The following is a 24,978-nucleotide window of genomic DNA, read 5'->3' as shown; positions in this document are numbered from 1 at the left end:
GTTGTCATACCGTGCGCCTACCCTGGCAGTCGTGGTTTCTGATTTCACCGCAGCGTGGGTGCCGTACCAGCTGGGCCGGGAGTTCGCCGCCGCTGCGGTAGCGGCGATGCGCTGGGCCGAGGATCAGGCCGCGCGGCGCGGCCTGCCCGCAGTGCTGGTCACCGACCGCAAGGGTGAGTACCACGGCGAGGCGCTGTTCGAGCCGTACCTCAACGGCCGGCACGCCTCGCCGCGCTCCCCACGCGTCAACGTGCGTCCGGGCGCGGTGATTGCCCACGTACCCACTCCCGGGGCGCTCGAGGTGGCCACCCGGCTGGCTCGTGGCAACGCCTTGGTCGTCGTCGAGCACCCCAGCCCCTGGCGGCTAGCCGGCTGGGCCGGCGTCGTTGGCGCGCTCGACCTCGACACCGGTGAGCCCACCACACTGGACCCGCAGCTGCACGAGCACCTGAACGAGCTGGTGCGCTACGGCAACAACGGCTACGCCCGCGGGTACGGCCGCGACGGCGCCCACCGGGTGCTTGCCGACATGGCCGGCGCGGGCCTGCTCGATCGCGACGTCGTGCTCAGCGCGCTGAGCGCTTACGACATCTCCCCGGCTGCCCAGCTGGTCATCAGCAGCCTGATCGACAAGGTCGCTCCGCTATTGAGCCACCGCTGACCTGCACAAACACCCGCCCAAAAAATCTTGAAGAAGGAGTGGCGGGTAATTGGGGTGGCCGCACATAGGAGAGGACGTCCGGTGGGTTCCTTCAGCGGACACACCGAACCGAGAAAGAGCCTCATGCACCCGGAAGCCGAGGAGCCGACGGACGAAGTGGCGGGATCGGAACTACAACGGGAACCGCCCCGCCGCGACGTCGCTGTCCCCGTTTCCTGGCTCGCCGACTTCGCCGACACCCGCGAAGATCACGACTTGGACGAGACTGTCCGGGCGCTGCGCCGGCGCGAACGCCTCTCCGAGGACGCCGACCTGGTCGACTGGCTGCGCCGGTCCGACTTCTCCGGCAGCGACTACGACCTGTTCGCCACCGAGCTGGCCCGCTACGGCTACGCCGTCACGGTGGCCTGGATCCGCAAGGGCGCCATCTTCGGCAAGTGCCGCGAACGCGGCGCCGGGCTGCCCGAGCCGCCGCCCGGAGCGCTCAACCGTCCCGACGCCGCCGAGGAACTCGCCAACGAGACCGTGGCCACCGCGCTGAGGTCCTTCCGCAACACGGTGCTGATCCCCGACCGCTGGAACCCCGCCCGCGGCGCTTCACTGAAGACGTTCTTCATCGGCCAATGTCTATTCCGCTTCCCGAACATCTACCGCGCATGGCTACGTACCGAGGTGCACCACCAGGAGCTGCTCGTCGATGAACTCGCCGTCTTCGATCAGCCCGCCACCGGCGGAGGGCCCGTTGACCCGGCTCAGCTCGTCGCGCTGCGCCAAGAGGTCGACGTCCTGCTCGCCGACGCTCCGCCGCGCACCCGCACCATGATGGCGCTCATCGGGGCCGGCTACACCCAGGCCGAGGTCGCCGACCTGCTGAACCTCACCGAGAATGCCGTCCAGAAGGCGCTGTCCTACTACCGCACCCGACTGACCCGCCTGCCCGACCGCCAACCCGCTCAGACCCGAAGGGGGGCATGACCGCCCATGCCACAGCCCGCCCCGAACAACCCGCAATCATCCTCAGCAACCGCCAGGTCAGCGAAGTCGACCATCCAAGCCAAGATCGAGCGATCCTCGCTCGGCACCGCCGACGCCCGCGCAATGCGCGCCCGCACCTCCACCGCGACCGCCCGCGCCATCGTCGCCCGGGCAGCCGGCACCACGGCCCGGACCACCAGCACCAGCCTCAGCCGAAAAACCGGTAGAAAGAGTGGCGGGTAATCAGCCCACCAGCACATACGCCTACGGCAAGAGCGGTCCAACCGAGACCGCCGAACCGAAGGAGATGATCCACATGGCTCGAGGCGGCTCCCGCAGCGTGTCCCGCAGCGCCGGCACCGGCCGGTTCGTCAGCAGCCGCACCGCGGCTCGCTCGCCGCGGACCACCACAACCGAGCGCGTCGGTCGTGGCACCAGAAACAACCAGACCGTCAACCGCAGCGCTAGCACCGGCCGGTTCGTCACCGCGGCCACTGCCGCCCGTCACCCGGGCACGACCATCACCCAGCGCGTCTAACGCGAAACCCCAACTGGCTGAGGCCCTCTCCCCACCTGGGCAGAGGGCCTCAGCCAGTCAGGTCTCGGCAGCTGGTAGCCGCGTAACGCTGGTCACGGCGTTGGGCGGCGCGGCAGCGTCAGGCGTGCGCGCCAGAACCGGTATCGACGCCCAGCTTCCAAGCCCGGTGGTTGATAGGCCCAGTATCCGTCAACCGTCGCTGACCTGCTGTTGTGAGGCCGTGTCAGGTGCCGTGAGGTGCCGTGAGCTGCGGGCCTGCCCTCCGTGCCGTGCTGGGGTCATAGCGTCACGGCATCGCCCCCACCAGCAGCCCTGTTGGGTGTGGACGGCGAGCAGGAGGAGGAAGGTGACATCCCCAGGAGCCCGCACCGCCGCAGTCACCACCAGCGTCCTGTCCACCGCCGCCATCACGGTCGTCATGGTGATGCACAGCGGTTGGACTCCGCACCTGCCGGCGCCGACCACCATGCGGCAGTGGATAGCCGCCCCGATGACCAGCGGCGTCATCGCCGTCCTCGCCGCAGCCGCGGCAGTGACGCTCTGGCTGCTGCTAGCCACTGCCGTCCTTACCCATGCGTATGCGGCGCTGGCCCGCCGGCGGCGCCGGGCACCCGCCCTACGCCTTCCCGGCCCGGTCCAGGGCCTCACCGCGGCGCTGCTCGGCGCGACCGCCGTCACCACCGCCACCGGCGCGGTCGCACACGCCACTCCCGCGACCACCACGTCCGATGAACCCGCCGTGGCCGGACAAGCGACCGCCTCACCCGCCTCCCACCGCCCCGCTGCGAGCCATCAGCCGGCCGCGCCGCCGCCCACCTACACCGTGCGCCGCGGCGACAGCCTGTGCGAGATCGCTGCCCGAACCCTCGGCGACGCCGACCGGTGGCCGGAAATCTTCGCTCTCAACCGGGGCGCCCGCTTCCCCCACGTCGGCGGCGCCCTGCGCAGCCCCGACCTCATCTACCCAGGCTGGGTTCTCCGCCTGCCAGCCGACGCCACATACCGGAGCGACCATGCTCCGCCGCGGCGCCACGATCAGCAGCCCCGTACCGATCCCGGACGCCCGGACGCCCCGGCACCACCCACGAACCATGACTCGTCGGCCGGAACACCGACACCCACGACCACCACGACAGGCCCGACAGCACTCGCGACCGAACCACCTTCAATTGGCCCCGACGTCGCCGCGAGCGCACCGGGCACCGCCCGTGTGACTCCGCCATCCCGCGGCGCCTCGCAGCCGCCGGCCCGCGATCCCTTGCCCACACCCCATCGGTCCCCGGGCATCGACGTGCCGGGCGGGAGCTGGGTGGACATCGGCCTGGCTGCGGCGATCGCCGCAGCCGCCGCGCTGGTCTGGGCGCACCGGCGTCGCCGCTACAGCCCGCGCCCGCCCTCGACGGCTACCAACGTCGAGGACCCCGACACCGCACCGATGCCGACCGTGGTCACGCACATCCGCCGCCGTCTGCGCGGCACCGCACCACGCACCGCCACACCCCCCACCACCGGCCACCAACGCCACGACCTCCACGCGTCCCCAGACCCAAGCGACGGGAACACCGGCCCAGACGCGTCCGCCCTCGACGGTGAAGACCACACCGACGGCGACCCGACACCTGTGCCGCGCCCGGCCGTGCCGTCCCTGGCGCACCCACTGGCCGAGAACTGGCCGCCCGCAGGCCTCGGGCTCACCGGCCCCGGCGCCGACGCCGCTGCCCGCGGCTTCCTGACCGCCGCGCTCGCCGCCGGCGGCCTCGACGCCCCACACGAACGCACCCAGGTGGTGATGCCAGCGACAACCGCGACGACCCTCCTCGACACGGACACCACGACACTGCCCCACACCCCGCGCCTGACGGTCACCACGACCGCCGAGGAGGCCCTCGACCTCATCGAAGCGCAGATCCTCCATCGCAGCCGTCTCGTTGACGCAAGCGACGCTGACACGGTGGCCGACCTGCGGACACTCGACCCTGCGGGGGAGCCGCTGCCGCCTGTGCTGCTGCTGACCCACGCCACCGCAGCCCGGCAGGACACCCGCATCGCCGCGCTGCTCACCCAAGGCACACGCCTGGACATCCACGGGGTGCTGCTCGGCGCCTGGCCCGACGGTGACACCGTCGCAGTCGCCGCTGACGGCACCACAGCCCTCGCCGACGCCCGCACCGACCAGAGCGAGCACCGCGTCCCAGTGGAGCGTCTGGCCGTGCTCACCTCGGCCGATACCCTCGCCCTGCTCGGCGTCCTCGCCGAGTCACATACCGGCCAACCACCGGCGCCCTTTGACGCCGCGCCGCAGTCAGCCGACCGGCCACCGGCCACCGCGAACTCGACCAAGGCATGCCGCAGGACTCCAGACGAGACGCCAGGAACGGCCGCGACGCCCACCCCGACGACTGCCAGCACGTCACCCGCCCCCGTCGAGGCCACCGGCCACAACCCGGCTACCGCCCACCCCGACGCGTCGGCCGGGTTGACCGACATCGTCGACACCCGGCCCCATCCGGTCGCCATCGCGCACACCGGGGCCGACGCCGGTGGTCACGACGCCGCACCCTCCGCAGAGCGGGAAACCGTGCCCCCCGCCGTGGACGGCGAGCAGCGGCAGCCCAGCCGCGTGCAGGTATCGGTGCTCGGCCTGCCCAGCATCACCGACGCCGCGTCCCATCCGCCGCTGCGCGCCAAGGCCCTCGAGGTGCTCGTGTACCTGGCAGTCCACGACGGGGAAGCAACCGTGGACGCCATTCTGGATGACCTCCTGCCCGACGCCCCGACCAGCAAGGCACCAGGCCGGCTGTACACCTACGTGTCGAACCTCCGCGCCGTCATGCGGCACACGGGAGGCCCCGGCGACTACCTCACCCACCCCCAGAACCGCTACACGCTCAACCCCGCGATCGTCGACGTCGACCTGTGGCGGATGCGCGCGGCGGTCCGCGACGCCGAACGCGCCACCGACCCGCAAGTGCGGGTCGCCGCGTTACGGCGCGCCGTCAACACCTACCGCGGGCACCTCGCCGACGGCGTCGACTACGAGTGGATCGAGCCCTACCGCGAGGCCGTACGGCAGCAAGCCCTCGACACCTATCTCGCGCTCGCCGACGCCCTCGCCGACCATCCCGCCCAACAGCTGACAGTGCTCGACGAGGCGATCCGCCACAGCCCCTACACCGAGGAGCTCTACCAGCACGCCATGCGCGCCCGCGCCGCCCTCGGCCAGACAGACGCGATCCGATCCTTGCGCCGAGCACTGACACGGGCTCTCGCAGAGATCGACGCCGAACCCCACGAGGACACCCTCGCCCTCGCGAACGAGCTCATCGCCGCCCAGCAGCACCCCCGCCCCCGCCCGCCAGCGCACCGTCACACCCGCGACGAGGACGGAGCCACCGCATGACCGGCATCTCCACCTCGCCGTCCTCGCACCTTGACCATCCGAACGCGGCCACCCGTGACCAGCTGACCGGTTTACGGCCGCTGCGGTGGGCGGTGCGTGCCGTGCTCACCCTCGGCGTCGCCGCGTCGATCGCGGCGAACGTGCTGCACGCCCGACCGAACCTCATCAGCCAGCTGATCGCTGCCTGGCCGCCGCTGGCGCTGCTACTCACCGTGGAACTGATCTCCAGGGTGCCCAGCCACCGCAGGTCCCTGGCCGCCCTACGGCTGCTGGCCACCGCCGCGATCGCCGGCATCGCCGGCTGGGTCAGCTACTGGCACATGGTCGGCGTCGCCGCCCGCTACGGCGAGATCGACGCCGGCGCCTCCTACCTGCTGCCGATCTCCGTGGACGGCCTCGTCGTCGTCGCCAGCATCAGCCTCGTCGAGATCACCGGAAGGATCCGCGCCAGCACCAGCCGGCCCACGCCCACACAGCAACCAACGGCCCCTCAGGACCGACCAGGACACCCTGCCCCAAGGACCGGCGCCGACCCGACGACCAAGCGGCGAACACCCCGCCTCACCAAGGCGGTCACCGAGGTCGAGCCAACTGCCACCTCCGCGTCGCCTACCGCCGTGTCTACCCGGGCTTCGTTGCGAGTACAGGCCGCGAGCACACAAGGCGCCGGGCCACCAGGCCACCCACCCGAGCCTGACCGCGATGACGCCCGTGACGATTCCGAGGGGTCCCGTCCGGTAGGCGGGGCGCGGGACGACGATGCGAAGACTGCTGCAACGATCCCTTCCGGCCACGAGAGCGCCGCTCAGATCGCCGCGGCCACTCCGGCGGCCGTGGCGTACTGGTACCAGCGGGATCCGTCGATGCACCCCGCCCAGGTCGCTGAGCGGATCGGCAGATCCGAGCGCACCGTGCGCCGGTACTGGCCGCCGGCAAAACTGCAGCGGTCCAACGCTCACCATCGCGGCCCGCATGCCGACCATCCTCGGGCGCCGTAAACCTGAGGGGAATGCGCCTAGGCGGTGTCTTCAAAGAATCTTGGTGTCGGATGATCTAGGGCGTGGGTCGTCGCTACGAGTTGTCTGACGTCGAGTGGGAAGCCCTATCGAGGTACCTGCCGTCGGCGGTGACCGGTGGTCGGCCGCGGGTCGATGACCGGCGGGTGCTCAACGGGATCGTGTGGAAGATCCGGGCTGGAGCAGCGTGGCGGGGCATGCCTGCCCGCTACGGGTCGTGGCAGTCGATCTATACCCGTTTCCGCAGGTGGGCCCTGGATGGCACGTTCGAGCGGATGCTCGCTGGGGTTCAGGCCGACGCGGCCGGGGACATCGACTGGCTGGTGTCGGTCGACTCCACGATCGTGCGCGCCCACCAGCATGCCGCTGGCGCTAAAGGGGGGCGGCGAGAATCGGACGAACCACAAGATCACGCCATCGGTCGAAGTCGAGGTGGACTGACCACCAAGATTCACCTCGCCTGCGACGGCCTCGGGCGAACTTTGGCGTTCGTGCTCTCCGGCGGCAACGTCAACGACTGCACCCGATTCGCCCAGGTGATGGCCGCGATCCGCGTCGAGCGGACGGGCCCCGGAAGACCTCGGGTCCGCCCGGACCACGTCATCGCCAACAAGGGCTACAGCTCCAAGGCCATCCGCACCGACCTGCGCCGACGCGGCATCGCACACACGATCCCCGAACGCGCCGACCAGCAGGCGAACCGCCGCAGGCGAGGCTGCCGAGGCGGCCGGCCACCGGCGTTCGACAAGCAGCTCTACAAGCGGCGCAACGTCGTGGAGCGCTGCTTCAACCGGCTCAAGCAGTGCCGCAGCGTCGCCACCCGATACGACTGCAACGTCATACCAGGCCACCGTCACCATCGCCGCGCTACTCCAATGACTGTGAACCTTTGAAGACACGCCCTAGGTGTACTGCCCAGGGACGTTGGTCAACCTGGTGATGGGCGGATTGCCGCCGGTAGCAGTGTGGGGCCGGTGGTGATTGTAGTGATGCAGCCAGGCGGGCAGGGCCTTCCGCCGGGCTGCTTCGGATGAGTAGAACCGGCCGAAGGCCCAGCCGTCGGTCAGGGTCCGGTGGAAGCGTTCGACCTTGCCGTTGGTCTGGGGCCGGTAGGGGCGGGTCTTCTTCGGGGTGACCCCGAGTTCGGTGCAGGCGTCGCGCCAGGCGTAGGACTTGTAGGCGGAGCCGTTGTCGGTCAACACCCGCTCGACGACCACGCCTCGGTCGGCGAACCAGCCGACAGCACGGCGATAGCGGTGGCGGCTTTCTCGTCGTCGCAGATCTCGGCGTAAGCCACCCGTGAGTGGTCATCGACGACGGTGTGCACGAACGCGGTCCCGACCCGCGGTTCCCAGCGGTAGTTACGGGTGCCGGTGCGGCGGGCGGTGGCCTCCCGGTTGCGCTCGCCCTGGACCCGACCGACGTAGCGCCACCCGCCGCCGTCGGGAATCTGGCCGAGCTTCTTGACGTCGACGTGCAGCATCGCGCCCGGGTGGTCGTGTTCGTATCGGCGCACCGGTTCGCCGGTGCGCCGATCGATGTGTGACAGCCGGTTCACCCCGCAGCGGGTCAGCACCGCATGCACCGTTGAGGCGGGCATGCCGAGGCGGCCGGCGATCTGCACCGGCCCGAGGCGGTGTTTCCATCGCAGGTGCACGACCTTGCGAACGACCGGTTGCGGCGTGCGAGTGGGGCTGCGGTGCGGCCGGGACGACCGGTCAACCATCGCGTCGGCGCCGAGGTCGGCGTAGCGCACCGCCCACCGTTTCGCCGTCGGCCAGGACACGTCATAGCGTTCCGCCGCGCGAGCGACCGGCCACCCCTGCTCCACGATCAGACGCGCGAGGCGAAGACGTGCACGAGGAGTCAAAGCGGCGTTAGCGTGGGACACGAAGGCCTCCTGGTTGCCGGAGCGGTTCCTAGACAGCTCCACTCCACAACCGGAGGCCTTCGTCATCACGTCTATCTACGCCGTGTCGTCACACGACCTCAACCAACCTGTCTGGGCAGTACACCTAGGGGCACGATGACGGTGGCGGCCGAGTGGAAGGCGGTGGTGAACGTGGGCAGGGGGAGCCGATCCGCAGCCGGCGGCTACAGCCACCGGGTGCCGATCTCCTTGAGGTCCGGGGTGCTGAAGGAGTAGAGCAGCTCCATGGCGTGCCCGACGCCGGTGGTGATGGCGTGGGTGACGCCGGCGGGGATGTACATCGCGGTGCCCGGGCCCGCCTCGAATTCCTCGTCGGCTACCCGGAACAGCGCGGTGCCGGACAGCACGTAGTAGAACTCGGCCGAGTCGGCGTGCAGGTGCAGCGGGTGGGTCATCCCGGGCTCCATGCGGTAGATCCCGGTGAGGAACTCGCAGTCCGGGTCGCCGGTGAGCTGCTGGTCGACGAGGCGGTGCACCAGCCCTTCGTCGTCGGTGTTGTGGTTGAGGCTGGAGATCAGCTCGTAGGCGAGTTCGTTGCGGTGCACGACGAAGGCCGGGCGTACGGCGCCCGCCCCGGCGTCCCCGGCGGCGATCCGGCGTCCACGGACGGGCAATGCCGTCACCGCTCGGCGTCCACGCTTGTCGCCCCGAGGGGGATCTGTGGGCTGGTCAGCGGTCCGTGATGCTTGGACAGGCAGATGGCCTCCCAGCCGGTCACCACGCCGTGGATGACGCCCGGCTCCCAGCACAGGTACTCCCCGGCACGGTAGACGTTCTCCGGGTCGGTGGCGCACCAGCCGCCGAGGAAGAAGATCTCCTCCGTGCTGTGGTGGAACTCCAACGCGGTCTTGGCGAAGTTGCGTGGCAGGACAAACAGGATGGTGTCCTTGCCGGTCTCCTCCACCTTGCGCAACCGGATGCACTGCGTGGGCACATCGAGGTCACCGTGGCTGCTGGTGTCGGTCACTCCCGCGAAAGCCTCCTGGACGGGTCGCCAGTTGGCCGCGTCGAACAGGTCGACGGTCTCGCCGAGCGGTTTCGACGGCGGGGGTCGTTCGTCAGTGCGGACCTCGAACGGCGAGTCCGTCCAGAAGATCAACGTCGCGCCTTGGGTCGAGGAGACCGGGCCGATCTCGGTGCCGGAGGGCAGGAAGAGGTAGTGCCCGCGCCGGCATTGGCGTCCGGCAATGCTCAGGTCGCCGTCGCGGACCAGGAGCTCGATGTCGGCGCTGTTCCAGTGCTCGGGCATCTGCCAGCCGGGTGGAACGTCGACGACGAGCGTCTGTGCGCCGGTCTGAGGGTCGGAGTTGATCTGCCGCACGAGTAGGCCGAACGGCAGGCCCGATGCCCGCCACACCCGCTGGGATACCTGCTCGATGGTAACCCGTCGCTTGCCGGAATGAGCCATGGCGACCTCCTTCGGTTGCGCCAGACTGTATGTAATCTGGCGCAGCTCGTCTAGGTGTCGTCGCGGACGTTCGGCCTTGAGCACTTACGTCCGCCACCACCGCTGACTTCAGCGAGATCCAGTGTATGCAAAATGGCCATGGTTGGGTTGGCGACGGGAGTCGTGCCCCCGTGGTCGGCGTCGGGTCGGGGGTTGAGTCGACTCCTTGTGCCATCCCGTCGAGTTGTATACGGTCCACTGCCTAGCCCGCCTGTCATTCGCGTTTCTCCATCTGCAGCGAACGGGGAAGAGATGCCCCGAAGGTTTGGTCTTGTCGGAGGCACGGTGGTCGCCGAGGATGGCGTCCACCGCGCTGACGTGCTCGTTGACTCCGGCCGCATCGAGAGTGTCGGCCGGATTCCGCCATCGGCTGATGTCGAGAAGGTCGACGCCCGAGGAAAGATCATCATTCCCGGTGGCGTCGACGTGCATACACATATGGATACGCCCTTCATGGGGACGGTCACCTCCGACGACCACGCCTCGGCCAGCCGGGCCGCTGCTGTCGGCGGCACCACGACGTATGTCGACTACGCCTTTCAGCGCGCCGGTGAGCGTCTGCCGGAGGTGCTGGCCCGGTGGGCCGGGCGAGCGAACGGTCGTTCCGCCATCGACTTCAGCTTCCACCTGGCTGTCACCTCGCCCTACCCGGGCATGGTGGCTGACATGGCGCTTGTGGTGGCCGACGGCGTGACCAGCTTCAAGGTGTTCATGGCCTACAAGGGGCTGGCCATGCTCGACGACGGAGAGCTCTTCTCCATCCTCACCGAGTCGTCCCGCCTGGGCGCCACACTCTGCGTGCACGCCGAGAACGGTCACGTCATCGACGTCCTCGCCGAGAGGCTGGTTCGGGCCGGCCGCACCGGACCGCTGGCGCACCTGCTGTCGCGGCCACCCGAGACCGAGGTGGAGGCGGTACGCCGCGCGATCACGCTCGCCGACCTGGCCGACGCCCCGCTGTATTTCGTGCACCTGTCCACCGCCGGCGCGGTCGCCGCCGTGGCCGAGGCCCAGCGGGCCGGCCGCCCGGTCGCGGGCGAGACGTGCACCCACTACCTTCTGCTCGACGCCGACCTCTACCACCAGCCCGGGTTCGAGGCGGCCAAGTACGTCGTCAGCCCGCCGCTGCGCACCGCCGAGCACCGGGAGGCGCTCTGGCAAGGGCTGCGGGAAGGCATCCTCGGTGTCGTCAGCTCGGATCACTGCCCGTTCTGCATGTCCGGGCAGAAGAGCCTGGGGGCCGAGGACTTTCGCCGGATCCCCAACGGAGCGCCGGGCATCGAACACCGGGTTCCCCTGCTCTACGGCCACGGTGTACGCCCCGGGCGGCTGAGCCTGTCGCGGTTCGTCGAGGTGGCCTGCACCGAGCCGGCCCGCCGGTTCGGGCTGTATCCGACAAAAGGGGTCATCAGGCGGGGCGCCGACGCCGACCTGGTCGTGCTCGACCCGGAGGCGGCCTCCGTGGTGCTCGCCCGGACGATGACGCAGAACTGTGACTACACGCCGTTCGAGCGGTGGCACGTGCCCGGCCGGATCGAAGCGGTCTATCTGCGCGGGGAGCTGATCGCCCGGCGTGGACGATTTGTCGGTCGGCATGACGCCGGTCGGTTTCTGGTCCGTCGCCGGGCGTGAGCGTCGACGCGGCTGACTGCGGGATATGGCTGCTTGGAGCCTTGACAGGGCCAGACTTGTATACAAGCATCGCTCGTGTTGGCCGCCCCGCCGGGGTTGCTGCGCTAGAACTATTCAAGCTTGCACACAATTTGGAGGTGTTGGCATGGGAATACGTTCCGTGCAGGTGCGAGCCGTGGCAGTGCTCGCCGTGGCGAGCGTGGCGCTCGCGGCCTGCGGCGCCGACGATGCAGGGAAGTCTGACGCCGGCACCGGCCAGGCACTGACCATCGCCGCGCCCGGGGTGCTGTCGAGTCTCGACTCCGAGCGCTACCAGGGCTTCATCTCGATCGACCTGCTCCCCAACACCGCCGGGACCCTGGTGCGCTTCAAGAAGCCCGAGGCCGGCGCTACCAAACTTCAGACGCCGGACCAGATCGAGCCCGAGCTCGCCGAGTCCTGGACGCTTGACGACGGCGGCAGGAAGATGTCGTTCACGCTGCGCGAGGCCAAGAGCCAGTTCGGCAACCCGATCACCTCGCAAGACGTGAAGTGGTCGGTGGACCGGATGGTCAACAGCACCGGCGTGCCGATCGCCAAGATCCTGATGGGCGTCGGCGGCTGGGACACCGCCAACCCGATCACCGTCACGGACGACAAGAAGTTCACGATCAACGTCGCCAAGCCCAACGCGGTGAGCGTGTCGATCCTGAGCACCTTCTTCATGACCATCTACGACTCGGTGGAGGCCAAGAAGCACGCCACCGCCGACGATCCGTACGCCTACAAGTGGCTCGGGGAAAACACCGCCACCTTCGGGGCGTACCAGGTGCGCTCGTTCGACCCTGGCAAGGAGGTCCGGCTCACCGCCAATGAGAACTACTTCCGCGGGAAGCCCAAGGTCACCGACGTGGTGGTCCGCGCCGTCCCCGACACCTCCAACCGGCTCCAGCTGGCCCAGAGCGGGCAGGTCGACGTCGCCACCGCGATGACGTTCGACCAGCTCTCCTCGCTGGAGGAGAGCGACCAGGCCCGGCTGGAGCGTGTGCTCTACCCGAACATCGACGTGCTGGTGCCCAACCTCAAGGCCAAGCCCTTCGACGACAAGCGGGTCCGCGAGGCCATCTCCTACGCCGTCGACCGCAAAGCGATCGTCGACTCCGCGTACCAGGGCTATTCGGTGCCCTCGAACGACTTCATCCACGACGACTTCGGTGCTCCGGCGGCCAGCCAGCCCTTCGCGCAGAACCTCGACCGGGCCAAGCAACTGCTGGCCGAAGCCGGCCTGCCCAACGGCTTCCCGATGGAGCTGGCCTACAACGCGGCCAACGTCGGAGCGCACAGCGAGCAGGTCGCCGTCCTGCTGCGCTCCCAACTGGCCAGGGTGGGCATCCAGGTCAAGCTCAACAACGTCGCCTCCGGCGCGGACTTCGACACCGCCAAGCGTGAAGGCAAGCTGCAGAGCTGGCTGGCCACCAGCACCCCGCTGGTGCCCGACCCCGCCTACTACCTGCAGGTCTTCTACTCCACAGGTGGGCTCACCAATCTGCAGAACTACAGCTCGCCGACCCTCGACGACCTGTCCCGGAGGATCCTGGAGACCCAGCCGGGTCCGGACCGCAACGCGTTGATCAAGCAGGTCAACGACTTCCTGGTGGGTGACATGCCAGCCATCCCGCTGGTCGATTCCCAGAAGTACTACGTCTTCAAGAAGGGCGTGACCGGGTTCGTCAGCCGTTCCCAGGGCCACGTCAACTATTACGACATCAGCGGCTCCTGACCTCGCCGGCGTTCCACCAGCGCCGTGATCCCGGCGCGGTGGGCACCCCCGAGCCGGGGGACCACGCCGCGACGACGCAGAACGGCAACCCGAGAAGAGCTGGCACTCGAGAAAGCAGGATGTGCACTGATGTACCGCCTAGGAGTCGATGTCGGTGGCACGTTCACGGACGTTCTTCTGATCGAGGAGGCGACCGGGAAGACCCGACGGACCAAGGTGCCCTCGACGCCTCAGGACCAGTCCGTCGGCGTCATCGAGGGCGTCACCCGGGTGCTGACCGACGCCCGCGCCCGTGCGGCGGACGTCCGCCAATTCCTGCACGGCACGACGGTGGCCACCAACGCTGTCCTGGAACGCCGGGGCGCCCGGGTGGGCCTGGTGGTGACCGTCGGCTACCGGCAGGTCCTGCACATCGCCCGCTCGTTCGTTCCCGGCGGCCTGGGCGGCTGGATCGTCTGGGACCGGCCGGCCGAGATGGTCGCGCTCGAAGACGTCCGCGAGGTCCGGGGCCGCATCGACGCTCGGGGCGAGCAGGTCGAGCCCCTCGACGAGGCGGCCGTGCGGGCCGCGGTCCGCCAGCTGGTCGACCAGGGCGTGGACGCCCTCGCCATCGGTTTCGTCAACTCCTACGCCAACCCCGCCCACGAACAGCGGGCCGCCGAGATCGCCGCCGCCGAGGCCCCCGGCGTGCCGGTCTCCACCTCCGCCGGGGTCCTGCCCGAGCTCGGGGAGTACGAGCGGACCCTGACCACCGTCGCCAACGCCTACGTCCGCCCCGGCGTCAGCTCCTACCTGAGCAACCTCAGCGCGAAACTGGTCGCCGAGGGACTCCTGGGCGAGCGCCGCGTGCTGCGCTCCGACGGCGGACTGATGACCTTCGAGCGGGCCGAGGACATCCCGGTCAGTCTGCTGATGAGCGGACCCGCCGGCGGGGTCGCCGCCGCCGTGGCACTGGGCCCGGCCGCCGGCCACCCGGACCTGCTCACCCTGGACATGGGGGGTACCTCCACCGACGTAGCGCTGATCGAGAACGGCACCCCGGCCATCCGGCGCGAGACGACCGTTGCCGACCTCGCCGTCCGCGCCCCGTCGATCGACGTACAGACCGTGGGCGCCGGCGGCGGCTCCATCGCCCACGTCCCCGAGCTGACCGGTGCGTTGCGGGTCGGCCCGGCCAGCGCGGGTGCCCTGCCCGGTCCGGCGACCTACGGACGCGGCGGCGAACTGCCCACCGTCACCGACGCCAACGTCGTGCTCGGCTACCTGCCGCACGCCCTGCTCGGCGGCGCCATGCCGCTGGACGTGGAGAAGGCCCGCACGGCGGTCGGCACCGTTGCGAGCAGGCTAGGGGTATCGGTGGAGGCCGCCGCCGCCGCGATCATCGACATCGTCAACGAGAACATGCTCGGCGCGCTGCGGCTGGTCTCGGTGCAGCGCGGCTACGACCCCCGGCGCTTCGCGCTATTCGGCTTCGGTGGCGCCGGCCCGTTGCACGTCAACGCGCTCGCCAAGCTTCTCGGCTCCTGGCCGGTGGTGATCCCGCAGTCGCCCGGGGTGCTCTGCGCCTACGGTGACGCTTCGACAGGTGTGCGGGCCGAGGCCAACCGGTCGCTGGTGCGCCCTCTCGACGACGTCGACGAGGAACTGCTGCGGCGCGAGTTCACCGACCTCGCCGCCCAGATCGACGCCGAGTTCGACCGCGCCGGGGTGCCCGACGACGCCCGGTCGGTGCGATACGAGGCCGACGTGCGCTACCACGGCCAGGGCTTCGAGGTCTCCGTCGAGGTCGACGCGGGCCGGGGCATGGCTATGATCCCCGACCTGCGCAGCGGCTTCGACGAGGCCCACCAGCGCCTGTTCGGCTTCGCCCTGGATGAGCGGCACGAGATCGTCAACATCCGGGCGGTCGGGGTCTCCCACGCCGAACGGATCACCCCGGTCGAGATCGAATCCGGTGACCGCGACGCCGCGCAGGCGATCGTCGGCCGCCAGCAGGTCTATGTCGACGGCGGCTGGCAGGAGGCCACCCTCTACGACCGCACCGCCCTGCGGGCCGGCAACGAGCTGTCCGGGCCGGCGATCGTGGTCGAGATGGATTCCACCAGCCTGGTCCTGCCGGGCTGTGTCGCGCGCGTCGACAGGCTGGGCAACCTGCTCATCCTGCCCGCCGAGCAGGGAGGGAACCGATGAGTGCGGTCATCGTCGAGACAGTACGCCCGGAGCGTGGCGTCGTGGTCGAGACCGCGGTGCTCGACATCGTCGAGAACGCGTTGCGCAACGCCCGTTTCGAGATGGACGCGGTGGTGCTGCGTACCGCGATGTCACCGGGCATCCGCGAGCAGCACGACGCCTTCCCGTTGATCGCCGACCGGCGCGGGCGCATGGTCGCCGGACAGTTCGGCTCCTTCATCGACGGCTTCCTCTCCGGATACGACGGCACGGTCGAGGAGGGCGACGTCTTCTTTACTTCCGACCCGTACGCCTGTGACGGCGCCATCAGCCACGCCAATGACTGGCTGGTGCTGCTGCCGATCTACTTCGAGAAGGCGCTGGTCGGCTGGGCGGCGATGTTCGGTCACATGAGCGACGTCGGCGGGAAGGTGCCCGGCAGCCTGCCCACCGACGCGGTGTCCATCCACGAGGAGGGCGTCATCGTCCCGCCGGTGAAGTTGTTCCGCGGCGGCACCCTCGACCAACAGCTCCTGGACACCGTGCTCAACCAGGTGCGCCTGCCGAGCTGGAACCGCGCCGACCTGAACGCGGTCCTGGCCTCCTGCCGCACCGCCGAGACCCGGGTCCGTGAACTCTGCGAGCGCTTCGGCGCTGACACCTACCTGTCCACCCTGGAGCTGCTGCTGGAGCGCAACCGGCAGGCGATGGCGAAGCTGTTCCGCCAGGTCGTGCCCGAGCAGCCGGTCACCTTCGAGGACTTCGTCGACGACGACGGACGCGGCGAGGGACCGTTCCGCATCCGCTGCTCGCTGTGGCGCGAGGGCGACCGGGTGGTGCTGGACTTCACCGGGACCAGCGGGCAGGCCGAGGGGTCGATCAACTTCCTGCTTAACGAGAACGTCCTACGGATGTTCTTCGGGGTGTACACCATCATGGCCGTGGACCCGATGATCCTCTTCAACGACGGGTTCTACCCCCTGGTCGACGTCCGCATCCCCGAGGGCAGCCTGCTCAAGCCCCGGCGCCCGGCGGCCATCTCCTGTCGTACCCACACCCTGGGTCGGCTCTTCGACGTGCTCGCCGGGCTGCTGGGGCAGTGTCAGCCGGACTTCCTCGCCGCCGCCGGGTTCTCCTCCAGCCCGCACCTGATGTACTCCGGCCTGGATCGGCACGGCAAGTGGTTCCAGCTCTACCAGATCGGTTTCGGCGGTGTGCCCGCCCGACCGGTCGGTGACGGGTTCGACGGGCACTCCATGTGGCCCTCGTTCACCAACGTGCCCAACGAGTACCTGGAGGCCTACTACCCGCTGCGTATCGAGTCCTACGAGACGGTCCCCGACTCCGGGGGCATCGGTAGGCACCGGGGCGGCAACGGCATCCGGGTCGGCTACCGGTTCCTGGAACCGGGTGAGGTCTCGATCCACGACGACAGATGGTTCACCAAACCCTGGGGCGTGCTCGGCGGCGAGCCCGGCGAACGCGGCACGAAGATTCTGGAACGCGCCGACGGCTCCCGGCAGGTGGTCCCGGCCAAATGTGACCACGTCGCGGTCCGCCCCGGCGACCTGCTGCACTTCGTCACCTGGGGCGGTGGCGGTTGGGGCGATCCGCTCGAGCGCGACCCGGAGCAGGTCCGCCACGACGTCGAGCGGGGCCTGGTCACCGTCGACGGCGCCCGGCGCTACGGAGTGGTCCTGGTCGACGGCCGGGTCGATGCCGAGCGCACCCGGACTCGGCGCGCGGAACTCGCCGCCGGCCGTGGCGACCTGCCCCGCTTCAACCGGGGCGGCACCGTGGAGGAACTCCGGGCGCGCTGCCTCGCCGAGACCGGACTGACCCCACCCCGGGAGCCGGCGGGCGCCGGGACGCGGCCGGAGCCGGAGCCTGCCGGCCCACGGCCCGGTGCGACGCCGGCCCGCCATCGCGACGCCGGGTCCGCAAGCGGCGGCGACCGGCTCGCCCGCGCCCAGCGACCGGCGCAGTCCCCGCTGGAGGCGCTCGTGCACCACATCGCCCGGCAGGTGACCGTGCGATGAGACCACCCCACTTCCAGACCACCACGGTCCTGGGCAACGGCGGGCACCCGCACGCCAACCAACTCGCAGAGGAGAACTGTCATGGCTGAACTGCAGATGTCCGCGCTGGGCATGATCGAGACCCGGGGCCTGGTCGCGGCGGTCGAGGCCGCCGACGCCATGGTCAAGGCCGCCACCGTCGTCCTGGTGGGCACCGAGTACATCGGCGGTGGCCTGGTCACCGTTGTCGTCCGTGGCGACGTCGGCGCGGTCAAGGCCGCCACCGACGCCGGGGCGGCCAGCGCCTCCCGGCTCGGTGAGGTCGTCTCGGTGCACGTCATCCCGCGCCCGCACAACGAGGTCGAGGCGATCCTGCCGACCGGTTCGACTCGAGGCGGAACGAAGTCCTGACCGGAGCCCGCGTGCTCATTGAAGGAGCTGAGACATGAGTCGGGTGTGGACTGCTGTCGATATCGAAGACGTTGCCCGGTCGGACGGACCGCGCGAAGTCCTGCTGGGCCCGGGCGACCTGATCTCCCCGCACGCCCAGGACATCGCCCAAGGGCTGGGCATCGACGTCCGGCGCGGGTCGGCGGCACCGGCGCCGGCCGCCCCCGCCGGGGCCGGCACCGTCCCCGGCGAGCCCCAGGGCGGCTGCGACGGCGCCGACGGCTGCTCGTGTGGCTGCGAGGCCGCGGAGGAGGCGGAGCGGACCATCCGTACCATCGCCGCCGCGGTCGTGTCGGCCAACCCCGACGCGGACGCCTCCACTGTCGCCACCGAGACGCTGCGTGCGCTCGGCGCCTACGGCGGGCCCGGGGTGGGCAGCCCCGAGCAGGCACAACCGCTGCCAGGACAGTTGCTGCCCAAGAAGGCCAAGGGCGTCCGCCCTCAGTTCTTCGCTGAGCCGGGTATGGAGGCCCTGGTCTCGACGATGGTGACCCTCACCTCGGAGGTGTGGGTACTGCGTGAGCGGGTGATGACCCTGGAACAACTGCTGGCCGACCGGCGGGTTGTGGAGGGGGGCGCGGTGGACGGCTTCACGCTCTCCGCTGCCGACGCCGAGACCAGAGACGCCGAGGCGGCGGCGTTCGTCGCCCGGGTGCTGCGGGTCTTCTACGAGTGGCGTGAGGAGATCGTGCGGGAGGAAACCCCGGAGTCCTACCGGGAGGTCATCCGGCGGGCCTTCGCACAGGTGGGGGAGGACAAGTGAAGCAGCAGCAGCACGGCCTGTTGCCGACGGAGAACCACGACGAACTGGCCCGGGAGACGTTTGTCCGGGCCCTGAAGTCGCACATCTCCACCGAGGTGACCCCGGGGGTACGGGAGCTGTACGCGCACCGCGTCCTGCCCAGGTACCAGCAGGAGATGGGCGTCCCGCCCCGGGACCGGGAGACGGTCCGCCGGGCGATGGAGCCCGAGCCGTACTACCAGCTCTGGAGCTCGGTGCGGCGGGCGAGCCAGGACCTGCTCTGGAACGTGGTGGCCGACAGCATCGCCCGGCAACTGGACGACCTGCGGGCCAGAGCGGAGCGGACCGGCCGTACCCTCGGCTCGCTGGAGCTGGATCCCGACTTCGTCCTGCCCTGGTATTTCTGGGGCATCGACATCCACGCCATGCCCGGCGGCTACCGAGGCGAATACGTGCCCGGCGACGTCACCGCCGGCGCGCTCTACGACCGCGGCGTCTACGTCTACGCCATGGGCCAGATGGGCGAGCTCAACGACGACTACGGCCAGTCGGTGGTGAACAACTACCTCAAGACCGCGCACAAGGACTTCCGCCCCAGGCGGATCCTGGAGATCGGCTGCGGAGTCGGCAACTCCACGCTGCCCTACGTCGACGCCTATCCCGAGGCGGAGGTGCACGGCATCGACGTCGGCGCCGCTCTGTTGCGCTACGCCCACGGCCGGGCGGAGTCCCTGGGCCGCAAGGTGCACTTCGCGCAGCGCAACGGCGAAGACACGGGCTTCCCGTCGGGGCACTTCGACCTGGTCGTCTCACACATCCTGCTGCACGAGATGCCACCGGAGGCGGTCCGCGCCGTCCTGCGGGAATGCCACCGGCTGCTCGCCCCGGGCGGGATGATGATCCACGCGGACTTCCCGGGCTACGCCGGGTTGGACCCGCTGGTGCAGTTCCTCATCGACTGGGACACCTGGAACAACAACGAGCCGTTCTGGGGCCCGATGCGGGACATGGACCTGGTCCAGGCCGCCCGGGACGCCGGGTTCACCGGCGACTGCACCGAACTGTCCTGCAAGCGCGAGTGCGTCGAGGAGGTCTCCACCCCCACCGGCCGGGTGCTGCAGAGCGGTGAGCGGCGCAGCAGCGGCACCCTCGCGCTGCTCGTGGGCCGGCGCTGACATGGCCCACAACGGCGTCGAGTTGCGTACCTTCGCGTTCGTCGACCGACTCCAACCGCAGATGGCCGCCCTGCTCGGCAGCGTGATGTCGGGTGACCCGGTGGTCGAGGGGATGTCCGAGCTCTACCTGGAGATCTCCCCGGGCAGCGACGTGTACGCCCTGGTCGACGCCGCCGTCAAGGCCACCGGGGTGCGCCCCGGCTCACAGGTCGTCGAGCGGCAGTACGGCATGACCGAGTTGCACTCGATGTCGCAGGACGCGGTGCGCCAGGCCGGTCAGACCATCCTGGACCTGCTCGGGATAACCGAGGCCGACGCGCAGCCGGCGGAGCTGGTCTCGGCGAAGGTCGTCTCCAACATCGACGCCTACCAGGCGCAGCTGGTCAACCGTTCCCGCAAGGGCTCCCTGCTCGTGGCCGGCGAGTCGATGCTGGTGGTCGAGTGTCAGCCCGCCGCCTACATCTCCGCTGTCGGCAACGAGGTGGAGAAGTCCGCCAGTGTGAAGATCATCGACGTCCGGGGCGTCGGCCAGTTCGGCAGGCTGTGGATCTCCGGGCTGCACTCGGAGGTAGAGGCGGCGCGCGACGCGGTCCGTCAGGCGTTCGAGACGAAGCCCTGGTCGCACCGACGCTAGAGAAACGAGGTGGTGTCGGCATGCGTGTCGCCCGCGTGATCGGCTCGGTGGTCAGCACCGTCAAGTCGGAGGCGCTAACCGGGGCCAAGCTGCTCGTCGTCGCGCCCCTGGGCGAGGCGCCCGCCGGGGAGCCCTACGTCGCCGTCGACACCGTCGGCGCCGGCAGGGGAGAGGTCGTCCTGGTCGCCACAGGTGGCGCCGCGCGGCTGGCGCTGCGGCAACCCGGTCAGGCACCCGTGGACTCCAGCATCGTCGCAATCGTCGACCGGCTGGAGACCGAGGCGTGGCTCAACTACGTGAAGGACTGACGTGGATCTGTGGGATTCCGGTGCGCTCGGCATGGTCGAAACACAAGGGCTGACCGCCTCGATCGTCGCCGTCGACGTGATGGGCAAGGCGGCCGAGGTACGGCTGATCGGCGTGCAACGCATCGGCGACGGAATCGTCACGGTCTCCCTCATCGGCGACATGGCCTCGGTCACGTCCGCGGTGGAGAGCGCCCGGCAGGCCGTGGCTGCGATCGGCGGGACTGTCGTGACGACCGTGATCGGTCGACCGACCGTGCCGACGGACCTGCTGCGTAAGCCCCGGGCAGGCGGGGCGCCGAACCCACCGGCCACCGCTCCACCGTCCGCCGCAGGCGGGGCCGAGTTGGAGACCGGACCCGCCGCGGCACCGCCGCCCACCGTGCCCGCCCGCCGACCGGCCGGGAAGGCCGCCGGGGACCCCACCCGGCGCGCCGCGCGCTCGACCGCCCCAAAACGGCATCCGCCCGCCGCCGGGCCGTACGAGCCAGCACCCGAACCCCCCGCCCCCCGAGCCCCAGGGAAGTGACATGCGCGGATACGTCGGCCCGCCCGGCGGGCAAATCCACTACCGCACCGCCGGCACCGGCGGGCCTGCACTGGTGCTGTTCCACGAGTCACCGCAGGCATCGAACGTCTTCGCCCCAGCCCTGCCCGCCCTCGGCCGCACACTGCGCGCCTTCGCCTTCGACACCCCCGGGTACGGGCTGTCCGACCCGCCCCGCGAACCACTGGAGATCCCCGGCTACGCCCGTCTGCTGCTCGACGCCGTCGACGCCCTCGGTATCACCGAGTTCGCCGTCGCCGGACAGCACACCGGAGCCTCGCTGGCCCTGGCGGTCGCCCAACTCGCCGGGCCAGACCGGGTCACTCACGCCATCCTGTCGGGGCTGGTGCTGGACCAGGCCGAGCGGGAGCGCCTCGGCGCCTTCTGGGCGCCGGACAAGCCGATCGACCCGGCCGGCCGGCACCTGCAGGATCTCTGGGCCCGCTACCTCCACATCTGGGAGGGCCCTCCGGAGCTGGTCAACCTCGCGGTGGCCAACATCGCCTCGGTCTTCGAACGGTACAACTGGGCGTACCGGGCCGCGTTCGCCTACGACCCGACCGAGCCACTGCGCGCCCTGCCCTGCCCGGTGCTTCTGCTGACCGCCGCCCGGGACATGTTGGCCGACGGCGACGCGTTGGCGCAGGCAATCCGTCCGGACGCCGTCGCCGTGCGGCTGACCGACACCACCGGCCAGTTGCCCTGGCGGGTGCCCGAGGAGTTCGCCGCAGTGCTGTCGTCCTTCGTCACCACGGGCCGGCTGGGATCCGACCGGGCAAGCGCGCGATGAGCGACGAGGTCGACCTGCTGGTGATCGGGGCCGGCACCGCCGGCCTACCCTGCGCGATCGAGGCGGCGCGGGCCGGGCTCCGCGTCGAGCTGGTCGACGGGGGCACCGACATCGGCGGCACGCTGAGCGTCTCGGCCGGGCACATGAGCGCCGCGGGCACCCGCCGGCAACGCCAGGCGGGTATCGACGACGACCCGGACCGGCACTACGCCGACGTGCTGCGCATCGGTCGTCACCGCGGCGACCCGGCGCTGATCCGGCTGGCGGTCGACGAAGCGGCCGGCGTCGTGGACTGGCTCGACGAGCATGGTTTCCCGTTCGCCCCGGGCACACCGGTGGTCTACCACGGGCACTCCCCGTACTCCCGGCCGCGGACCTACTGGGGGATCGGGCACGGTCGGTCGATCCGAGAGACGCTGCGTCCGCTGCTGGACAAGCAGGTGGCCGCGGGCCGGGTCGCCCTGCGGCTGCGCTCGCGGGCCACCCAGCTGACCAGCGCCGGAGGCACGGTCACCGGCGCGCTCCTGGACACCCTCGAGGGCCCCCGCGAGGTCCGCGCCGGGGTCACGGTGCTGGCCTGTGGCGGGTACGGCGCCAACCCGGACCTGTTCCGCGCGCTGACCCCGGGCGGCCCTCGGCTGGTGACCAACGCGGTGCCGACCTCCACCGGCGCCGCGATCGAGATGGCCAGGCCCCTGGGCGCCGAGGTCCGCTTCGCTGATCTGCACACGCCCCGGCTCGGCCTGCTCGAACGCCGCTCCCAGCCGGGGCGGGTGGACTTCTGGTCGGAGTTGGCGCATCTCGCACCGGTCGAGCGCCCGCCCCGGGAGATCTGGGTCAACGCGGCCGGGCAACGGTTCGTCGCCGAGGACCTCGACGACGTCACCGGACACGAGCGGGCCGTGCAGGAGCAGCCGGGGGGCGAGTTCTGGATCGTCTGCGACTCCGAAGCCCTGGCGGCGGGGCCGCCTCTGGTGCCGGCCTGGGGACACGAGCGGTTCCGGGTCGAGGCGCAGCGGGGGGACCTGGCCTGGGTTGCCGACGACCTGCCTGGCCTGGCCCGCCGGGCGGGCATCGACGCGCAAGGGCTGGTCGACACCGTGCGGGCCTACAACCTCGCGGTGCGGCAAGGGGTGGACCCGCTGGGCCGCCGGGCTCCCGCGCATCCCCTGGTCCGGCCGCCCTACTACGCGCTTCGCTCGGTGGCCGCGCTGCTGTGCAGCTTCGGCGGACTGGACGTGGACACCGAATTGCGGGTCCGGCGGCCCGGTGGCGCAATAGTGCCCGGGCTGCACGCCGTCGGTGAGGCCATCGGCATGGGGGCCACCAGCGGCGCGGCGTTCTGCGGGGGGATGGCGGTCACGCCGGCGCTGGCGTTCGGGCGGCTGCTTGGCCGTCGGCTGGGCGGACGGGCGTGACAGGCGTCGGGGCCGCCCGGGCTGCTTCTGTATGCACGAACGTGGGAATGTGGCCGCGGTGGCGCGCGGCTGATCGGCCAAACTGCTGTTGACAGCAGTCCTGACTCCCTGTTGTATACAACGACCACTGAGTGGCTGCTATGAGAGGTGTTCATGTCTAGCGATCTGCACCATGAGGGACCGCTGCACGGCGTACGCGTGGTCGAGTTCGGCTCCCTGCTCGCGGGGCCGTTCTGCAGCCAACTCCTGGCCGACTTCGGCGCCGAGGTCATCAAGTGCGAACCCCCGCGCCAGGGCGACCCGATGCGCGAGTGGGGCCGGGAGAAGCCGTACGGCAAGTCGCTGTGGTGGCCGATCGTGGCGCGCAACAAGAAGTCCATCACCGTGGACCTGCGCACCCCCGAAGGCCAATCGGTGGCCCAGCGGCTGATCGCCCAGTGCGACGTGGTGGTGGAAAACTTCCGGCCCGGCACCATGCAGCGCTGGGGCCTGGGCTACGAGCAGATGTCCGAAACCAATCCCGGGCTGGTCATGGTCCAGGTTTCCGGCTTCGGTCAGAACGGTCCCTACTCCGCCCGCCCCGGCTACGGCTCCGTCGGCGAGGCCATGGGTGGCCTGCGCTACGTCGTCGGCGACCCGCAGACGCCGCCCAGCCGGGTCGGCATCAGCCTCGGCGACTCCCTGGCCGGCACCTTCGCCGCCCTGGGAGCCCTGCTCGCGCTGCGGGTCCGCGACCGCACCGGCCAGGGCCAGATGGTCGACTCGGCGATCTACGAGGCGGTGCTGGCGATGATGGAGTCGCTGCTGCCGGAGTACGCCCTGGCCGGTCACGTGCGCGAACGCACCGGTGCCATCCTGCCCAACATCGCCCCCTCCAACGTCTATCCCACACGCGACGACGGACTGGTGCTCATCGCGGCCAACCAGGACACCGTCTTCCGGCGGCTGGCCGCAGCCATGGACATGGCCGAACTCGGCACCGACGAGCGCTTCGCCACGCACGCCGCCCGGGGCCGCCACCAGGTCGAACTGGACGCCATCATCGCGACCTGGTCGGCGCAGCACGACACCGAGCACCTGATGGCCACGATGGTCAAGCACGACGTCCCCGTCGGCCGGGTCTACCGCGCCCCGGAGATGCTGGAGGACGAGCACTTCGCCGCCCGGGAAGCCATCGTCCGGGTCGCTCACCCCGACTTCGGCGAGTTCCCCATGCAGAACGTCGTACCGAGACTGTCGGCGACCCCGGGGCGGATCAAGTGGGCCGGGCCGCGGCTCGGGGAACACACCGACGAGGTGCTCACCGACATCGTCGGGTTGGAGTCCGCCGAGATCGACGCGCTGCGAACCAGCGGCGTCATCTAGGGGGTGG

20 protein-coding genes and 2 pseudogenes are annotated in these 24,978 nt (G+C 70.4%); 18 read left to right on the top strand and 4 right to left on the bottom strand.

Features of this window, described 5'->3' with window-relative positions:
- The first annotated feature begins 31 nt into the window (after positions 1–31).
- Positions 32–661 (top strand): hypothetical protein, encoded by a 630-nt coding sequence (locus ACN27D_RS02055; protein WP_421498393.1) that lies wholly within the window; start codon positions 32–34, stop codon positions 659–661.
- A 255-nt stretch (positions 662–916) separates the two neighbouring features.
- The gene (locus ACN27D_RS02050; RefSeq protein WP_421498392.1) at positions 917–1,636 is read left to right on the top strand and encodes a hypothetical protein; all 720 of its coding nucleotides are present in this window, start codon (positions 917–919) and stop codon (positions 1,634–1,636) included.
- Here ACN27D_RS02050 and ACN27D_RS02045 read toward each other — a convergent pair.
- Complete coding sequence (locus ACN27D_RS02045; protein ID WP_421498391.1) at positions 1,615–1,839, bottom strand: hypothetical protein; 225 nt, start codon at positions 1,837–1,839, stop codon at positions 1,615–1,617. The genes ACN27D_RS02050 and ACN27D_RS02045 overlap by 22 nt on opposite strands.
- Before the next feature lie 681 nt (positions 1,840–2,520).
- On the opposite strand from ACN27D_RS02045, the gene ACN27D_RS02040 reads away from it, so the two are divergent.
- The 3 genes and pseudogenes from ACN27D_RS02040 (at position 2,521) to ACN27D_RS02030 (ending at position 7,469) form a co-directional block, all read left to right on the top strand.
- Entirely contained in the window at positions 2,521–5,574 is a 3,054-nt protein-coding gene (locus ACN27D_RS02040; protein ID WP_421498390.1) for a BTAD domain-containing putative transcriptional regulator, read from the top strand.
- A complete protein-coding gene (locus ACN27D_RS02035; RefSeq protein ID WP_421498389.1) occupies positions 5,571–6,572 on the top strand; it encodes a DUF2637 domain-containing protein in 1,002 nt (333 codons plus the stop codon). Before ACN27D_RS02040 ends, ACN27D_RS02035 begins: the two co-directional genes overlap by 4 nt.
- 62 nt (positions 6,573–6,634) lie before the next feature.
- Positions 6,635–7,469: pseudogene (locus ACN27D_RS02030) on the top strand (IS5 family transposase).
- A gap of 23 nt (positions 7,470–7,492) precedes the next feature.
- Here the strand turns inward: ACN27D_RS02030 and ACN27D_RS02025 are convergent.
- From ACN27D_RS02025 to ACN27D_RS02015, 3 genes and pseudogenes are all read right to left on the bottom strand, one after another.
- Positions 7,493–8,481: pseudogene (locus tag ACN27D_RS02025) on the bottom strand (IS481 family transposase).
- 203 nt (positions 8,482–8,684) lie between these two features.
- On the bottom strand, positions 8,685–9,134 hold the full coding sequence (locus tag ACN27D_RS02020) for a dimethylsulfonioproprionate lyase family protein (protein ID WP_421498388.1): 450 nt from the start codon (positions 9,132–9,134) through the stop codon (positions 8,685–8,687).
- A gap of 5 nt (positions 9,135–9,139) precedes the next feature.
- On the bottom strand, positions 9,140–10,012 hold the full coding sequence (locus tag ACN27D_RS02015; RefSeq protein ID WP_421498387.1) for a cupin domain-containing protein: 873 nt from the start codon (positions 10,010–10,012) through the stop codon (positions 9,140–9,142).
- A gap of 48 nt (positions 10,013–10,060) precedes the next feature.
- On the opposite strand from ACN27D_RS02015, the gene hydA reads away from it, so the two are divergent.
- From hydA to ACN27D_RS01950, 13 genes are all read left to right on the top strand, one after another.
- A complete protein-coding gene (hydA, locus tag ACN27D_RS02010; RefSeq protein WP_421498386.1) occupies positions 10,061–11,599 on the top strand; it encodes a dihydropyrimidinase in 1,539 nt (512 codons plus the stop codon).
- Positions 11,600–11,744: 145 nt separating this feature from the next.
- A complete protein-coding gene (locus ACN27D_RS02005; RefSeq protein ID WP_421498385.1) occupies positions 11,745–13,358 on the top strand; it encodes an ABC transporter substrate-binding protein in 1,614 nt (537 codons plus the stop codon).
- A 129-nt stretch (positions 13,359–13,487) separates the two neighbouring features.
- Entirely contained in the window at positions 13,488–15,548 is a 2,061-nt protein-coding gene (locus ACN27D_RS02000) for a hydantoinase/oxoprolinase family protein (RefSeq protein ID WP_421498384.1), read from the top strand.
- A complete protein-coding gene (locus tag ACN27D_RS01995; protein ID WP_421498383.1) occupies positions 15,545–17,566 on the top strand; it encodes a hydantoinase B/oxoprolinase family protein in 2,022 nt (673 codons plus the stop codon). The genes ACN27D_RS02000 and ACN27D_RS01995 overlap by 4 nt, the downstream gene beginning before the upstream one ends.
- 90 nt (positions 17,567–17,656) lie before the next feature.
- Complete coding sequence (gene eutM, locus ACN27D_RS01990) at positions 17,657–17,956, top strand: ethanolamine utilization microcompartment protein EutM (RefSeq protein WP_120573698.1); 300 nt, start codon at positions 17,657–17,659, stop codon at positions 17,954–17,956.
- A gap of 34 nt (positions 17,957–17,990) precedes the next feature.
- A complete protein-coding gene (locus tag ACN27D_RS01985; protein WP_421498382.1) occupies positions 17,991–18,758 on the top strand; it encodes a hypothetical protein in 768 nt (255 codons plus the stop codon).
- Entirely contained in the window at positions 18,755–19,912 is a 1,158-nt protein-coding gene (locus ACN27D_RS01980) for a methyltransferase domain-containing protein (protein ID WP_421498381.1), read from the top strand. The genes ACN27D_RS01985 and ACN27D_RS01980 overlap by 4 nt, the downstream gene beginning before the upstream one ends.
- A gap of 1 nt (position 19,913) precedes the next feature.
- Positions 19,914–20,546 (top strand): hypothetical protein, encoded by a 633-nt coding sequence (locus ACN27D_RS01975; RefSeq protein ID WP_120569160.1) that lies wholly within the window; start codon positions 19,914–19,916, stop codon positions 20,544–20,546.
- A gap of 20 nt (positions 20,547–20,566) precedes the next feature.
- A complete protein-coding gene (locus ACN27D_RS01970) occupies positions 20,567–20,854 on the top strand; it encodes a EutN/CcmL family microcompartment protein (RefSeq protein ID WP_120569161.1) in 288 nt (95 codons plus the stop codon).
- Between the two features lies 1 nt (position 20,855).
- Positions 20,856–21,380: a BMC domain-containing protein gene (locus ACN27D_RS01965; RefSeq protein ID WP_421498380.1), complete on the top strand. Its 525-nt coding sequence runs from the start codon at positions 20,856–20,858 to the stop codon at positions 21,378–21,380.
- Position 21,381: 1 nt separating this feature from the next.
- Positions 21,382–22,188 carry an alpha/beta fold hydrolase gene (locus ACN27D_RS01960; RefSeq protein ID WP_421498379.1) on the top strand — a complete coding sequence of 269 codons (807 nt, stop codon included), beginning with the start codon at positions 21,382–21,384 and terminating at the stop codon, positions 22,186–22,188.
- Positions 22,185–23,606, top strand: a complete 1,422-nt coding sequence (locus ACN27D_RS01955) for an FAD-dependent oxidoreductase (protein WP_421498378.1) — start codon at positions 22,185–22,187, stop codon at positions 23,604–23,606. The genes ACN27D_RS01960 and ACN27D_RS01955 overlap by 4 nt, the downstream gene beginning before the upstream one ends.
- 153 nt (positions 23,607–23,759) lie before the next feature.
- Positions 23,760–24,971, top strand: coding sequence for a CaiB/BaiF CoA transferase family protein (locus ACN27D_RS01950; RefSeq protein ID WP_421498377.1), 1,212 nt, complete (start codon positions 23,760–23,762; stop codon positions 24,969–24,971).
- Positions 24,972–24,978: the final 7 nt, after the last annotated feature.

The sequence above is a fragment of the Micromonospora sp. WMMD1274 genome (assembly GCF_049179035.1).
Lineage (GTDB): Bacteria > Actinomycetota > Actinomycetes > Mycobacteriales > Micromonosporaceae > Micromonospora > Micromonospora tulbaghiae.
Note: the sequence above shows the minus strand (reverse complement) of the source record. Positions and strands in the feature narration are given on the sequence as shown.

Excerpts from the sequence above, each read along its gene's own strand:
- ACN27D_RS02035 (WP_421498389.1), top strand. The coding sequence starts at position 5,571 with ATGACCGGCATCTCCACCTCGCCGTCCTCGCACCTTGACCATCCGAAC.
- hydA (WP_421498386.1), top strand. The coding sequence starts at position 10,061 with ATGGCCATGGTTGGGTTGGCGACGGGAGTCGTGCCCCCGTGGTCGGCG.
- ACN27D_RS02005 (WP_421498385.1), top strand. The coding sequence starts at position 11,745 with ATGGGAATACGTTCCGTGCAGGTGCGAGCCGTGGCAGTGCTCGCCGTG.
- ACN27D_RS02000 (WP_421498384.1), top strand. The coding sequence starts at position 13,488 with ATGTACCGCCTAGGAGTCGATGTCGGTGGCACGTTCACGGACGTTCTT.
- ACN27D_RS01995 (WP_421498383.1), top strand. The coding sequence starts at position 15,545 with ATGAGTGCGGTCATCGTCGAGACAGTACGCCCGGAGCGTGGCGTCGTG.
- ACN27D_RS01985 (WP_421498382.1), top strand. The coding sequence starts at position 17,991 with ATGAGTCGGGTGTGGACTGCTGTCGATATCGAAGACGTTGCCCGGTCG.
- ACN27D_RS01975 (WP_120569160.1), top strand. The coding sequence starts at position 19,914 with ATGGCCCACAACGGCGTCGAGTTGCGTACCTTCGCGTTCGTCGACCGA.
- ACN27D_RS01970 (WP_120569161.1), top strand. The coding sequence starts at position 20,567 with ATGCGTGTCGCCCGCGTGATCGGCTCGGTGGTCAGCACCGTCAAGTCG.
- ACN27D_RS01960 (WP_421498379.1), top strand. The coding sequence starts at position 21,382 with ATGCGCGGATACGTCGGCCCGCCCGGCGGGCAAATCCACTACCGCACC.
- ACN27D_RS01955 (WP_421498378.1), top strand. The coding sequence starts at position 22,185 with ATGAGCGACGAGGTCGACCTGCTGGTGATCGGGGCCGGCACCGCCGGC.
- ACN27D_RS01950 (WP_421498377.1), top strand. The coding sequence starts at position 23,760 with ATGTCTAGCGATCTGCACCATGAGGGACCGCTGCACGGCGTACGCGTG.